The following is a 13,803-nucleotide window of genomic DNA, read 5'->3' on the forward strand; positions in this document are numbered from 1 at the left end:
ACGACCTATCGCCCCCGTCAGTCCTGTTGCATCGACGTCAGCAAGACACTGAGAGTCGGTGCAGACTGTCAAGATAACGCAACCAGCTCCTCGAAGGCATACTTCTTGGTACCGTAGCTGCCTGACAGGTCACGGTTCAGACGCGACGGATGACCGCTGGCATGCGCCAGCTCGTGGAGAGCCGTTCGATGCCAATTGATTGGTTCAAAATAGGCCTGCGGAGGCGGCACCTGCACATAATCTTCCGTCGGCATATAGAAGGCACGGTTGCCGCCGATGCGGAAGTCGATGCCGGTCGCCTTGATCAGGTATTCGACCTGCGGCTCGATCAGGCCCGGCGGCGGGGGCGGCGCCGTCGTCGCGATCTCTGGAGGCAAGCCGCCGCATTGATCACAGTTGAAGACCGTAAAATGCTTGAGGAACGGTATGGCCTGCGCTTCCTCGCCGGTCTCATGTGCGCGGCGCTTTTCGCAGGCTGGCACGAAGCGGTCGGCATAGACGACGGTCGTGCCGCGCTCGCCCTTGCGGACGTGACCACCGAGCGACAGCGCCTGGCGGAAGGTAAGCCAGCTCTGCCCTTTAAATCCCTGTTCGGTCGCAGCACCCCATAGAATTAAAATGTTTATGCCGTTGTATTGGCGGCCGGACGCCGCACTCTTCGGCAAGGCCAGAGGCCCCTTCACCGCCGCGGTGCCCCAAGGCTGCACCCACGGCATTCGGCCAGCCTCCAACTCGGCGATGATCTTGTTGGTGATGTCGTCATAAAGGTTGGCCCGGTCCTGACCGATGCGCGCGTGAGGATAATGTCTGGACATCGCGGGTCTCCGCGACGGGGACCGCGAGCCTCTCTCGCAGCCTGTAACCCGTCATGGCAAAACCCGGCCGATACTCTGACTCTCTCCTCCTACTTGAGAGAATGCGAAATCTGTAGCGCAGCCCGCCTTCCATCGGATCTTCATGCGAATTGAGTTGAGCTACCGGGGCCGCAGGCCCCACGAGGCGTGCGCCAGGGGCGCATCGCCTCAACGGAAAATGGCACCCGGAGAGCGTGAGCATAGCGACCCGAAGGGGCACGCGGGTCCGAGTGCAGCGACGAGACCGGTTCAATAGCGGCACCCGGGAACGGGGCAGTGATAGCGGTCGCCGCAAGGCGAGCCCCTTTTCCGAGTGCCCCCGGCGAGGAGCTCCGCTATCCCTGCGCGAGGGATCGAATCCGGATGGCCGAGACGCAGCGCGGCTCGGTTCACAAGAGCCCGTTGCGGCGCAGCCGCACGCGCGCAAACGGGAGAACTCGCCAGGGCTTGACCAGAGGACCTCGTTTCGTCGCTTGAATTCGTCCGCGCGCAGAAAAGTCTCTTAGTCCCTATTTACCGATCCCGGCGCAGTTCGGGTTGCATTCCGCCTTGCATCGTCCATCCGGTTCAAGCGCATCACGAGAGGCCTGCAGCTCACGGATATCTGCAACTATTCAGTCCCTATACATGAGCAATAATTGAACCACTCGAGCAATGGACGGCCAACAGTACTCAGCCCCCCGCGATCATAGCCTGCTGTGTTCAACCCGCACGTTCAAATTCCGACGCTCGAAAGCGATCCGAAGGCTTCGATACAAGTCTCCCATCGGACCTGTCGGATTGACTATTGATCTATCATCCAAAGCAGTTGCCTGCCTGCTACCGGCCCCTGCCAACGGAGCGCCGCAACTGTTCCCCTTTTCTTTCGCGAGCGACATTGGCGTTCTTGGAGAACTACACACCGAAGGCTTCCTTTTCGCGCGCCAATCCAGCCTTTTCCCGCCCGGCCGCGCTTCGCAGTAGAGGTGCAAACTCTTTGGCCGTAACACTCCGCTTAATCCGCGATCCGAACTCTCGCTCCCCGACCAGGGGCGAAGAGCAATCTGGATCGATCAGATCCCGTCTCGTTCGTCAGTGAAATCAGCACATGTTACACCACGGGCATTCAGCAGTCAGATCAAACCGCTTAGGCTCGCCGCGCACCGCACTACCTGCCCGCTACCCTCTCGCTAGAACCTGGCCCACGATGATGAGGGCGGACATGGCCGCCGCCTACCTTGACTTTGTAGACACGAGCGAACTCATGCGCGCGATCAGCCGAGGAGACGCACCCCCACCAATCGGCTTTCGCGGAACAGGGCGCCTGCGCCAGCCAGTTTGGTCGAAGGCGACTATGGATCACTTCGCAGCGTCGATCGGAAAAGGAGATCTTAAGCAGGGGGAAGATCTTTTATGCCTGGTGTGATATCGCTTGGGAAGGCACCGCGTCTACCTCGGTATTGTCGCCGCAAAATATTGGCGAAGAATAAAATAGCCTACTACTTTGAACCCCCAACCTGGTCTCGTCGACAGGGCTGCGATTTAAACCCTGAAGCTCTGGGCTGCGATTACGCAAGTGCCGTCGAGCGGGTAGAGAAAGTTCTGTTGCCGGCGTTCGACAGTTGGCACTCACGAGGTCTAAGCGACATCGTGCCGGCGACTATCGAACCCGGCACGTTCGATTGGCTCGTCGGCGTCTTCCAAGCTCACCAGAAGTGGACAGAAATCGAAAGCACTACACAGCGGCACTACACAAAAAGCCTCGCACTGTTTGCCAATCACGAGCTGAAAGATGGAAGTCGCGTTGGGTCTAAACAGTTGTCCGATTTCACCAAAGCGTTCGTCGACGCAGTTTATCGAAAATTATTGTCCGTGACGAAAGTCGATAACAGTGGAGAGGTCGTCGTTCGCGAGCGCCGTCGCTATGTAAATATGGCTATGGCGTCCTGCCGCCGGGCTTGGTTCGTTGGTCAGCGTGCTCAAGAAAGGATCGTACCAGCGACCAATCCGTTTTCCCGGATGGGATTGAAATCTCATCCGCCCGGGCGGCCGATAGAGCCCACACCGACCGCAACTTGGGATGAACTCGTCGCGTTCAGAGCTGCCGCGAAAAAGCTTGATTACCGCTCGATCGCAACAGCTGCTTTATTGTCGTGGGAGTGGCTGCAACGAGAGCAGCACGTCTTTGGCGCCTTCGACATTTCGCATTATCGCCCCAGCGAGCGGCCAAATAGCGTCAGAATCGTGCATCCGAAGAATGGAGAGGAGGCCTGGTGGCCCCTAACGGACGAAACTGGCGCCCCTCTCTTCCCTGAACTTATGGAGGAACTTGACGAGATCAAAAGGACCACCCTCTCCGGCCTGGTATTCCGGCGTGACCATGCGCATCGTCAGTCGGCAATCCCGCTACCATGGATTACCCCGCGCAAGGATCTCCGCTATCTACGTAGCGTGGTAAAAACAATTATCACAGAGGCTGGCCTACGTCAGGAGCTTTCTTTTCGGTCCTTCCGACACGGAGGATTTACTGAAGGCGCCGACAGCGATCTCACGGATGCAGAGTTGCGCGCGGCTGGCCGTCATAGATCAAGTCGCCAACTGCCAACCTACGCCAAGCGTACTGGCAGGCAGTTGATCATTGCCACAAAAAAGCGTCGCGAGGAGCGGACAAGATCTCTTCTTATTCGGCTAAACGCCAATCTCTCCTCGGAATAAAGGCACGTCGATCGACGGCCGCGCCCACGAATGCGCTGAAAGGATCGCCTATTTTCCCGTCCACACCGGCTTGCGCTTCTCGCTGAACGCTTTCAGCCCTTCCTTGGCGTCCTCGGTCATCGCGAGCAGCGCGATCTGGCTTTCGGTGTAGGCGATGCTCTCGTCGAACGACATCGAGGCGATGGCACGCATCGCGTATTTGCCGCGCCGGATCGCGGTCGGGGATTTATCGACGATTCGACCGATCAGCCAGTCGACCTTGGCATCCAGTTCGGCCGCGGGCACGATGTAATTGAGCAAGCCCGCTGCCAGCGCCGCTTTCGCGTCGAACGGCTCGCCGGTCAGCGCCCATTCGTTAACGAGGCGCGGCGGGGCGATGGACTGCAACAGGCTCAACACCTGCATCGGGAACACGCCGACCTTGACTTCCGGCAGACCGAAGATGACGTGATCGGCGGCGACGGCCATGTCGGTCATGCAGAGCAGACCCATGCCGCCGGCCATGCAAACCCCGCCAACGCGCGCAATCGCGGGCTTGGTCGCGTTCTGCGACAAGCGCAACAAATCGGCATAGTCGACATTCGGCTTCGAATGATCCATCGCGAAAGCCGCGCCGGAGTTCTGCAGGTCCGCACCGGCGCAGAACGCCTTGTCGCCCGCGCCCGTCAGCACGATGACACGGACATCCTTGTCGTCATGCGCGTCGCGATAGCCGCGCGCGATGCCGGCGATGACCTCGCCATTCAGCGCGTTTCGTTTCTCGGGACGGTTGATGGTGATCCAGAGCGCCTGGCCGCGCTTCTCGGTGATCACCGCTGTGGTGTCGGTCATGGTACGCTCGCTTCCTTGGGCTCCCGTTTAGCGGCCCATTTGCGGCAGCTCGGGCCGAAGGTGCAAGGGCAATCTGCGGTACGGCGCCGCTTTAGCGCCTCGACACAAACTTGAAGGCGATCGAAGCGCAGGCTCAGGCCGCGACCGCTTTCCTGATCCAGACCTTGTTGTCGTGGAATGCGGCGCCGCCAATCGGCGCAATGGTGTCCGCGCCCGTCAGCATGTTGATGCCGCGGTCACCGATATGGTTCTTGTTGGGATGAACGGACTCCGCGATCAGCACGCCGCGCCGCACGCCCTCGAACAGCGTGGCGATCAGCGTGGTCTCGCCGCGGGTGTTGCCGAGCGTCACGGCATCGCCATGGGCGATGTCGAGCGCGGCCGCATCCAGGGGATGGATCATCACGCTCGCCTTGCCCTCACGCGCCTGGGAGGACGGCGTCTCGTTGAACGTGGTGTTGAGGAAGCTGCGCGACGGGCTCGTCGCAAGCCGGAACGGATGGGCCTGGTCGGGATGCTCGATCACCGCCCAATGGTCCGGCAGCGACGGCATCTTGTCGAAGTCCCCCATCTTCTGGCCGAACGGCGGATGCGCCCAATCGGCTTTGAAATGGAATTTCCTGTCGGCATGGGCGAAGCCGTCGAGATAATGCGACGTGCGGAAGTCCGGCTGCAGGTCACGCCAGAGATCGGCTTCGAGGCCGCCAAGGTCGCCGTGGTCGCTGAGCTTCAGCGTCGCGTCGATCAATTCACGCGGGGTCAGCTCGAACCCCGGATGCCTGGCGCCAAGCCGCGGCGCCAGCGCCTGCAGGACCTCGTGATTGGAGCGGCATTCGCCGGGCGGGTCGATCAGCTTCGGCCCGACCGAGATGTGCTGGTGGCCGCCGCCGTAATAGAGATCGTCATGTTCCATGAACATCGTCGCCGGCAGCACGATGTCGGCCATCTCGGCGGTCTCGGTCATGAACTGCTCGTGCACCGCGACGAACAGATCCTCGCGCGCAAAACCCTGGCGCACGAGAGCCTGTTCCGGCGCAACGGTCATCGGGTTTGTGTTCTGGATCAGCAGCGCCTTGACTGGACCCTTGCCGTGCAGGGCCTTGGCATCGCCGGTGAGAATGCGGCCGATCTGCGACTGGTCGAGCGCGCGGATAGTTGGGTCGATGGCGTCGTGGCCTTCGATGATGGATTCGTTGAAGTGCCACAGCGCGTAATTGTTGAAGAAGGCGCCGCCGCCTTCATATTGCCAGGCGCCGGTCACCGCCGGAATGCAGTTCGCGGCATGCATCTGCGCCGCGCCGTTGCGCGATCGGGTGAAGCCGTAGCCGAGCCGGAAGAAAGACCGCTTGGTCTCGCCAACCAATTTGGCAAAGGCCTCGATCTCCGCCACCGGCACGCCTGAGATCGCGGACGCCCATTCGGGGTTGCGCGTCTTCAGATGCGCCTCGAGCTCATCAGGGCAATCGGTGTACTTGTCCATATAGGCGCGGTCGGCATAGCCGTCGCGGAACAGGACGTGCATGACGCCGCAGGCGAACGCGCCGTCGGTGCCGGGCCGCAGGATGATCTTGATATCCGCCTGCTTCATGGTCTCGTTGTTGTAGATGTCGACGGCCGCGATCTTGGCGCCGCGCTCCTTGCGCGCACGGGCGGCGTGCGTCATCACGTTGACCTGGGTGTTGACGGGGTTGGTGCCCCAGATCACCACGAGATCGGAGAGCGCCATCTCGCGCGGATCGACGCCGGCGATCTTGCCGGTGCCGATCGCGAACCCGATGCGCCCGACATTGGCGCAGATGGTCTGATAGAACCGCGAATATCTCTTCACATGCGTGAGGCGGTTGAGGCCGTCGCGCATCACCAGCCCCATCGTGCCGGCGTAATAATAGGGCCAGATTGACTCCGCGCCGAATTCGCGCTCGGCCTGATTGAAGCGATGCCCGATCTCGTCCAGCGCCTCGTCCCAGCTGATCCGGGCGAATTGGCCGGAGCCCTTCGCACCGGTTCGGCGCAGCGGATACATCAGCCTTTCAGGATGATGGATGCGCTCGGCATAACGGGCGACCTTGGCGCAAACCACGCCGGCCGTATAGGTCTGCTTTTTCGAACCGCGGACACGGCCGATGCTGCGTCCCTCGACCACCTCGATATCGAGGGCACAGGCTGAGGGGCAATCATGCGGACAGGTCGAATGGCGGATTTCGATCTTGGCGTGCTGGTTCATGTCCAATTTGGTAACACCAAAATACCCCTCAGCCGAGGGTATTTATCCGGCAACGCCCATGCGATTTGCTCAGACCGCGTGCGCCGCCGGTTCCTGCCGCGACCGCGAAAAGCCGCGCCGCCACACCGAAAACCGCAGGATATTCCAGGCACCATCGGCCTTGTGAGGCGTCGACAGTCCGCCTCCCCTGCCGCTACAGTGCCACCAACAAGAACGACATCAGGGAGGTGGGTGTGACGGCCCGACAATTCATGCTGGCGCTGGCCGCCGGCCTGCTCTGCGCATGCTCCGCAAGCCCGTCCCTGGCGCAGGACTATCCCAACCATGCGGTCCGGATCGTCGTGCCCTTCGGCGCCGGTGGGCCGGCCGATGTCGCGGCCCGGCAGATCGGCAATGCGCTCCAGGAGAGTTTTGGCCAGCCCTTCGTGATCGAGAACCGCACCGGCGCGGGCGGCGTCATCGGCACGGTCGAAGCGGCGAAGTCGCCCGCCGACGGCTACACGCTGTTGATGATGTCCAACACCCAGACCGCGAACGAATCCCTGCTGACGCCGGACAAGCGCAAATACGAGCTGATGCGCGACCTCGCGCCGATCGCACCGGTGAACTCCTCAGATCTCGTCATCGTGGTGAACCCGCAAGTGGCAGCGAAGACACTGCAGGAGTTCATCGCGCTCGCCAAGTCGCAGCCGGGCAAACTGAACTACGCTTCCTCCGGCCAGGGCACGCCCTATCACATGGCCGGCGAGCTGTTTAAAGCCATGGCCGGCATCGACCTCGTCCACGTCCCCTACCGCAACAGTGGCGAGGCACGCAGCGGCGTGATCGGCGGGCAGGTGCAGATGATGATCGACGCGGTGCCGGCGATGGCGCCGAACATCGGCGAGAACCAGGTCCGCGCGCTCGCGACCACCGGCAAGCAGCGCTCAGCGGTGCTGCCGAACGTGCCGACCGCGATCGAGGCGGGCGTCGCAGGCTATGAAGCCACGATCTGGCTCGGCCTGATGGCTCCGGCGGGCACGCCGAAACCTGTGATCGACAAGCTCAATGCCGCTGTGAACGCAATGGTGAAGCGGCCTGACATCGTCAAGCTCTGGACTGCGCAGGGCGCGGTGCCGATGTCGATGACGCCGGAGGAATTCGACAAGTTCCTCCGCGGTGACATCGAAAAATGGGCTGACGTCGTCAAGAAGTTCGACAAGTCCTGAGGCTGTAGAGCGACAATGCCGACCATTCAATTCCAGCTCAACGGCGCCGCGGCGGCCGTGAATACCGATCCGGATCAGACGCTGCTCGATGTGCTGCGCGGCCGGCTCGGCGTCACAAGTCCGCATTTCGGCTGCGGGGCCGGCGAGTGCGGCGCCTGCCATGTCATGGTCGGTGATCGCGCGATGGCCTCCTGCGACATGCCGATGTGGTCGGTCGCGGACAAGGAGGTCGTCACGGTGGAAGGCCTCGGCACCGCGGAACAACCGCATCCGCTGCAACGTGCCTTTATCTCCGAGCAGGCGATGCAGTGCGGCTATTGCGTCTCGGGAATCCTGATCAGCGCGGCGGCGCTGCTGAAGCGCAATCCGTCGCCGACGGAGGCTGAGGTCAGAACCGCGCTTGATCGCAACCTGTGCCGCTGCGGATCGCACAACCGCATGGTCCGCGCCGTGCTGCGGGCGGCGTCGGAGATGGCGGGATCATGAGTGCGCCGTCCCCTGCCCCGACACTGCCGGTCAGCCTTGCGGCCAATCCCAAGCTGTCATCCTGGGTGAAGCTCATCGGCGAAGGCCGTGTGGCGATCTCGCCCGGCAAGGTCGAGATCGGCCAGGGCATCGTCACGGCCCTGGCACAGATTGCAGCCGACGAGCTCGACGTCGATATTGGCCGCATCGAGATGATCCGCGCCTCCACGGCGGCGAGCCCGAACGAGGGCGTTACCTCGGGCAGCCTTTCGATCCAGCAGTCGGGCCGCGCGCTGCGCCAAGTCTGTGCCGAGGTCCGCCAGCGCTTCCTCACCGCGGCATCGGAGCGTCTCGGCGTCGATGCGTCGCTGCTCGAGATCCAGGACGGCACGATCTCAGGCCCCGGCAATGTCAGGACCAGCTATTGGGAGTTGGCCGATGACATCTCGCTCGACCACGACGCCAATGCGGGCGCGACAGCGAAGATCGTCGCCAAGCGCACTGTGGCCGGACATTCGGTCCAGCGCGTTGACATTCCCGACAAGGTGTTCGCACGGCCGCGCTTTATTCATGACCATCCGCTGCCGGACTTGCTGCACGGACGCGTGCTGCGGCCGGACATCTCGGGCGCCAGGCTGATCGCGCTCGAGGAGACGGCGACGCGAACCGTTCCCGGCCTCGTCGCGATCGTCCGCGATGGCGGCTTTTCCGGCGTGGTTGCCGACAGCGAGGTAGCGGCGGAAGCGGCGCTGAAAGCCTTGCGCAAGGGCGCGACATGGTCGGCCGGCGAGCCGCTGCCCGACGAAGATGATCTGGCCGGATTCCTGAAGAGCCAACCGGTCGAGACCACCGTGATCGACGTCAGGACCACGGCGGCAACGATAAAGAAGGCTGCTCGCACCCTCCGCCGGCAATACATCCGTCCCTACATCGCGCATGCCTCGATCGCTCCATCCTGCGCGATGGCGCGATGGGACGGCGATCGTGTCCATGTCTGGACGCACAGTCAGGGCGTCTATCTGCTGCGCGCCGACCTCGCGATCGTGCTCAAGCTGCCGGCAGAAAACATCGTGGTCGAGCACATGGAAGGCGCGGGCTGCTACGGACACAACGCGGCCGACGACGTCGCGCTCGATGCCGTGCTGCTGGCGAAAGGGGCCGGCGGCCGTCCGGTGCGGGTGCAATGGTCGCGCCACGACGAGATGTCTCACGCGCCGTTCGGCGCGGCGATGGCGATCGAGATCGAGGCCGATCTCGATGCGGACAACGAGATCGTCGGTTGGCGCCATGCGATCTGGAGCAACGGCCACGCGGCGCGGCCGGGGCGCGCGGCACAGCCCGCGCTGCTCGCCGCAACCGAGATTGCGTCCCCCTACCCGCGCATGATCTCGACCAATCCGCCCGCGGCCAATGGCGGCGGCGGCGACCGCAACTCCGTTCCGCTCTACGACCTCCCGGCCTGGACGGTCACGAGCCACCGGCTGCTGACCATGCCGGTGCGGACCTCGGCGCTGCGGACGCTCGGCGCGCAAGGCAATGTGTTCGCCGTCGAGTCCCTGCTCGACGAGATCGCCGCCCTGCGCGGCGAAGACCCGATCGCGTTCCGCCTGCGTCATCTGCGCGACGAGCGCGCGAAGGACGTCATCCGGGCCGCGGCACGACGCGCGCAGTGGAAACCGCAAAGGAAGTCCGGCATTGGTCATGGCGTCGGCTTCGCCCGCTACAAGAACACCGGGGCCTATTGCGCCGCGATTGCGGAGATCGAGGGCACCGATGACATCCGCGTCAAGCGGCTGACGCTGGCGGTCGATGTCGGCGAGGCCATCAACCCGGACGGTGTCATCAACCAGATCGAGGGCGGCGCGATCCAGGCGACGAGCTGGGTGCTGAAGGAACGTGTCCGCTTCGACCGCACGCGCATCACATCGACGTCCTGGACCGACTATCCGATCCTGACCTTCAGTGAGGTGCCGGCGGTGGACGTCGAGATCGTCCAGCGGCCGGAGATCGAACCGGTCGGTGCCGGCGAGGCCGCCCATGGTCCAGTGACGGCGGCGATCGCGAATGCCGTCTACGATTGCCTCGGCGTGCGCGTGCGCGACTTGCCGATCACCCGCGACAAGATCATTGCAGCCATGGAGCTGGCATCGTGACGACAGTGAGCATTTTGAGCGGGGGCGCGGCGCAAGGCCTGGTGCGCGGCCTCAGCGATCCCTTCAAGGCACAGACCGGCTTCGGCATCGACGGCGAGTTCGGCGCGGTCGGCATCATGGCCGACAAGCTGCGCACGGGAACGGCGGCCGATCTGGTGATCCTGACGCAGGCGCTGCTTGCAAAGCTTGCCGAAGAGAAGCTCGTCAGTCCGGCCTCGATCTCGGATGTCGGGCGGGTCGAGACCGCGCTCGCGGTCCGCAGCCGCGATCCCAAGGTGACCGTGAAGACCGAGACTGACCTGCGCGAGGTGCTGCGCAGCGCCGACGCGATCTACGTCCCTGATACGAAAGCCTCGACGGCGGGACAGCACGTCGCGAAGGTGCTGGATCAGCTCGGCATCGCCTATGAGGTCGCGTCGCGCCTCAAGATCTTTCCCAACGGCGCGACCGCGATGCGGGAGCTTGCGGCGTCCACCGCCAAGCATCCGATCGGCTGCACGCAGGCGACCGAGATCATCGCAACCGACGGCATCGCGCTGTCAGGGGCGTTGCCGCCGGGCTGCGAGCTCGTGACGATGTACACGGCCGGCGTGACAACGCAGGCGGCACATCCGCAAGAGGCGGCCGCGCTGATCGCGTTGCTAACCGGTGCAGACCGCACGGATCTGCGCCAGCGCGCCGGCTTCACCGGCTAGATAGACGCCCTACGTGTGCAATTGGGTGAGACCGGTCGGTGGACCGTCGACGGCAGTCCAGCCGCCATCGACGAACAGCGTGCTGCCGCTGACATAGCTCGCGGCGTCCGAGGCGAGATAGGCGACGGCTGTCGCGACCTCGTCGGCGCTGCTCCAGCGGTTGAACACGGTGTGGCCGGCGTAGAGATTGTAGATGTCGGGACGCTGCTTGAACGGGCCCGTCAGCGCGGTCTCGGCGATGCTCGGCGCGATCGCGTTGACGCGCACGCCGGAGCGTCCAACCTCGGAGGCAAAGCCCTTCACCAGCAGGCCGATCGCAGCCTTGGTCGAGCCGTAGACGCCAAGGCCGGGCTCGATGGTCACCGCCCGCACCGAGGAGCAGGCGATGATGCTGCCGCCCTTCTGCTCGACCATGATGCGGCCGAAGGCCTGGAAGAACCAGACCGTGCCCTTGATGTTGAGGTTGAGGACGCGGTCGAGATCCTCCTCAGTGTAGTCGAGGATGGTCTTGCGGATGTTGAGCCCGGGCGTCGTCACCGCGATGTCGAGCCGCGAGAATTTCTGCATCACGATCTTGGCCAGCGCATTGACATCCGCAGCGCTCGCGGCGTCGCACCCAGCCGCCTCGGCCCAGCCGCCCTTGTCACGAATCCCGGCGGCGGTCGTTTCGGCGGCGTCAAGCGCACGATCGGCGCAGATGACCCGGGCGCCGAGCCCGGCCAGCGCCTCGGCCGACGACTTGCCGATGCCCGAGGCAGCGCCCAGCACCACGGCCGTCTTGCCGGTGAGATCGAAGAGCTTGCGATAGTCAGTCACGAATAAATTCTCCCTGCGTTGCTGCTATCCCTTGTAGCCCATCAGCAGGCGGGGCAGCCACAACGAGAACGCGGGGACGTAGGTCACGAACATCAGAGCTGCGATCAGGGCGGCGTAGAACGGCAGGATGGTGCGCATCACCGCGCCCACCGAGATGCCACCGATGGCGCAGCCTACGAACTGCGTCGTTCCGACCGGCGGGGTGTTCAGTCCCAGCGCGCAGTTGATCAGCATCAGCATGCCGAACTGCACCGGATCCATGCCCGCCTTCATTGCGATCGGCAGGAAGATGGGCGTGCAGATCAGGATGGTCGCGGCCATGTCCATGAACGTGCCCAGCACGAACAGGATGACGTTGATGAGCAGGAAGATGACCCAGGGCTGCGTCGAGACCTTGCTCATCATCTCGCCGGCGAAGTCGGCCACCTCGTAAAGTCCCATCAGATACTGGAACATGGTGGAGACGCCGATCAGCAGCAGCACCACGCCCGTGGTCTTCACCGCCTTGGCCGCAGCGCGCAGGAAGTTCGGCAAGGTCATGGTACGGTAGATGAAGAACGTCAGCAGGATCGTATAGGTGACCGCGACGGCCGCGGATTCGGTTGCCGTGAACACGCCGGACAGGATACCCGCCAGGATGATGCCGACGATCAGAAGGCCGGGCAGAGCGGCCGCGAACGAACGAAAAACCGCGGGCCAGCCCGGGAACTTGCCGGCCGGATAGCCGCGCTTCACCGCGACCGCGTAAGCGGCGACCAGCATGCACACCATCAGCACCAGTGCCGGCAGGAGGCCGGCGGCGATCAGCGCGCCGATCGAGACCTTACCGCCGGCGGCGAGCGCATAGATGATCATGTTGTGACTGGTCGGCATCAGTGCTCCGACCAGCGAAGCATGGGTGGTGACGTTGACGGCGTAGTCGGTGTCGAAACCTTCCTTCTTCATCATGGGGATCATCACGGCCCCCATCGCCGACACGTCGGCAACTGGCGAGCCGGACACGCCGCCGAACAGCGTGCAGGCGACCACGTTCGACATACCGAGCCCGCCGCGGATGTGTCCGACGAGATTCTTGGCGAGCTGCACGATCTTGTCGGCGACGCCGCCATGCAGCATCAGCTCACCGCTGAAGACGAAGAACGGGATGGCGAGGAAGGAGAAGATGTTCATCCCCGACATCATCTGCTGGAAGATGACCGCGACCGGTAGGCCTTCGTAGAGGATCGTGCAAATCGCCGACAGGCCGATCGCGAAGGCGACGGGGACGCCGAGGACCAGGAAGCCGAAGAAAGTGGCGCCGAGGATGATCAGTTCCATGAGGGGACGACCTCTTCGCCGCGCAGGAGAGCGATGATGTGCTCGATTGAAAAGGAGACGATCAGGACGCCGGAGGCGATCAGCGGCACGTAGCGGATGACCTCGGGCAGGCCGAGATTGGGAATCTTCACCGTTCCGACCGAGGCTCCGAGGATCCAGCCGTTATAGGCCATCGCGACGCCGAACCCGGCGACCAGGACGTGGATGACAAGCTCGATCTTCTCTCGCGCGTTGTCCGGCAGCATCACCAGCAAACTGTCCATGCCGATATGCCCGGCATCGCGCACGCCGACGGCGGCGCCGATCAACGTGACATACAGGATCAGAACCAACGCAAGGTTCTCCGTCCAGGTCGGGCTGGAATTGAGCACGTAGCGTCCGAACACCTGGTAGAAGACGATGGTGACGATGACGAGCAGCCCGGTCACCGACAAATACATGCCTAGCCGAGCGACAGGAGCATTGATCCGGGACAGCAGGCCGGTGGACGGGCGTCCGGCTACGTCCAGTTCGTGGTCTGCGACGTGAGGGTCTGTCATCCAAGTC

11 protein-coding genes and 1 pseudogene are annotated in these 13,803 nt (G+C 63.4%); 6 read left to right on the forward strand and 6 right to left on the reverse strand.

The genetic code is table 11. The annotated features are described in order from the left end of the window. Positions 1 to 77 precede the first annotated feature (77 nt). Positions 78 to 815, reverse strand: a pseudogene (locus AC0L3A_RS18930) (ArdC family protein); the annotation flags it as partial. A 1,240-nt stretch (positions 816 to 2,055) separates the two neighbouring features. Here AC0L3A_RS18930 and AC0L3A_RS18935 point away from each other — a divergent pair. Both AC0L3A_RS18935 and AC0L3A_RS18940 read left to right on the forward strand, forming a co-directional pair. Next, entirely contained in the window at positions 2,056 to 2,259 is a 204-nt protein-coding gene (locus tag AC0L3A_RS18935) for a hypothetical protein (protein ID WP_473254954.1), read from the forward strand. A 179-nt stretch (positions 2,260 to 2,438) separates the two neighbouring features. Further along, on the forward strand, positions 2,439 to 3,548 hold the full coding sequence (locus AC0L3A_RS18940; protein WP_473254955.1) for a hypothetical protein: 1,110 nt from the start codon (positions 2,439 to 2,441) through the stop codon (positions 3,546 to 3,548). 48 nt (positions 3,549 to 3,596) lie between these two features. Here the strand turns inward: AC0L3A_RS18940 and AC0L3A_RS18945 are convergent, their stop codons facing one another. Together AC0L3A_RS18945 and AC0L3A_RS18950 are read right to left on the reverse strand one after the other, a co-directional pair. Further along, positions 3,597 to 4,379: an enoyl-CoA hydratase/isomerase family protein gene (locus AC0L3A_RS18945; protein ID WP_473254956.1), complete on the reverse strand. Its 783-nt coding sequence runs from the start codon at positions 4,377 to 4,379 to the stop codon at positions 3,597 to 3,599. A gap of 133 nt (positions 4,380 to 4,512) precedes the next feature. Further along, positions 4,513 to 6,603 carry a molybdopterin-dependent oxidoreductase gene (locus tag AC0L3A_RS18950; RefSeq protein WP_473254957.1) on the reverse strand — a complete coding sequence of 697 codons (2,091 nt, stop codon included), beginning with the start codon at positions 6,601 to 6,603 and terminating at the stop codon, positions 4,513 to 4,515. A 251-nt stretch (positions 6,604 to 6,854) separates the two neighbouring features. On the opposite strand from AC0L3A_RS18950, the gene AC0L3A_RS18955 reads away from it, so the two are divergent. Genes AC0L3A_RS18955 through AC0L3A_RS18970 form a run of 4 tightly spaced genes read left to right on the forward strand, consistent with a single transcriptional unit; the run spans position 6,855 to position 11,124 of the window. Then, complete coding sequence (locus tag AC0L3A_RS18955) at positions 6,855 to 7,811, forward strand: tripartite tricarboxylate transporter substrate binding protein (RefSeq protein WP_473255018.1); 957 nt, start codon at positions 6,855 to 6,857, stop codon at positions 7,809 to 7,811. Between the two features lie 15 nt (positions 7,812 to 7,826). Beyond that, entirely contained in the window at positions 7,827 to 8,297 is a 471-nt protein-coding gene (locus tag AC0L3A_RS18960; RefSeq protein ID WP_473254958.1) for a (2Fe-2S)-binding protein, read from the forward strand. Next, the gene (locus AC0L3A_RS18965) at positions 8,294 to 10,429 is read left to right on the forward strand and encodes a xanthine dehydrogenase family protein molybdopterin-binding subunit (RefSeq protein ID WP_473254959.1); all 2,136 of its coding nucleotides are present in this window, start codon (positions 8,294 to 8,296) and stop codon (positions 10,427 to 10,429) included. The genes AC0L3A_RS18960 and AC0L3A_RS18965 overlap by 4 nt, the downstream gene beginning before the upstream one ends. Next, positions 10,426 to 11,124, forward strand: coding sequence for a molybdate ABC transporter substrate-binding protein (locus AC0L3A_RS18970; RefSeq protein ID WP_473254960.1), 699 nt, complete (start codon positions 10,426 to 10,428; stop codon positions 11,122 to 11,124). The genes AC0L3A_RS18965 and AC0L3A_RS18970 overlap by 4 nt, the downstream gene beginning before the upstream one ends. A 9-nt stretch (positions 11,125 to 11,133) precedes the next feature. Here AC0L3A_RS18970 and AC0L3A_RS18975 read toward each other — a convergent pair whose 3' ends face one another. From AC0L3A_RS18975 to AC0L3A_RS18985, 3 genes are read right to left on the reverse strand one after another with little or no spacing between them, the layout of a single operon-like run. Next, positions 11,134 to 11,940, reverse strand: coding sequence for an SDR family NAD(P)-dependent oxidoreductase (locus tag AC0L3A_RS18975; protein WP_473254961.1), 807 nt, complete (start codon positions 11,938 to 11,940; stop codon positions 11,134 to 11,136). Between the two features lie 24 nt (positions 11,941 to 11,964). Further along, positions 11,965 to 13,257, reverse strand: a complete 1,293-nt coding sequence (locus tag AC0L3A_RS18980) for a TRAP transporter large permease (protein WP_018454806.1) — start codon at positions 13,255 to 13,257, stop codon at positions 11,965 to 11,967. Further along, positions 13,248 to 13,796 carry a TRAP transporter small permease gene (locus AC0L3A_RS18985; RefSeq protein WP_007601610.1) on the reverse strand — a complete coding sequence of 183 codons (549 nt, stop codon included), beginning with the start codon at positions 13,794 to 13,796 and terminating at the stop codon, positions 13,248 to 13,250. Before AC0L3A_RS18985 ends, AC0L3A_RS18980 begins: the two co-directional genes overlap by 10 nt. Positions 13,797 to 13,803: the final 7 nt, after the last annotated feature.

The sequence above is a fragment of the Bradyrhizobium sp. MI1.3 genome, from assembly GCF_055811695.1.

Coding starts and splice junctions, on each gene's coding strand:
- AC0L3A_RS18935 (WP_473254954.1), top strand. CDS start 2,056: ATGGCCGCCGCCTACCTTGACTTTGTAGACACGAGCGAACTCATGCGC.
- AC0L3A_RS18945 (WP_473254956.1), bottom strand. CDS start 4,379: ATGACCGACACCACAGCGGTGATCACCGAGAAGCGCGGCCAGGCGCTC.
- AC0L3A_RS18950 (WP_473254957.1), bottom strand. CDS start 6,603: ATGAACCAGCACGCCAAGATCGAAATCCGCCATTCGACCTGTCCGCAT.
- AC0L3A_RS18955 (WP_473255018.1), top strand. CDS start 6,855: ATGCTGGCGCTGGCCGCCGGCCTGCTCTGCGCATGCTCCGCAAGCCCG.
- AC0L3A_RS18960 (WP_473254958.1), top strand. CDS start 7,827: ATGCCGACCATTCAATTCCAGCTCAACGGCGCCGCGGCGGCCGTGAAT.
- AC0L3A_RS18965 (WP_473254959.1), top strand. CDS start 8,294: ATGAGTGCGCCGTCCCCTGCCCCGACACTGCCGGTCAGCCTTGCGGCC.
- AC0L3A_RS18980 (WP_018454806.1), bottom strand. CDS start 13,257: ATGGAACTGATCATCCTCGGCGCCACTTTCTTCGGCTTCCTGGTCCTC.
- AC0L3A_RS18985 (WP_007601610.1), bottom strand. CDS start 13,796: ATGACAGACCCTCACGTCGCAGACCACGAACTGGACGTAGCCGGACGC.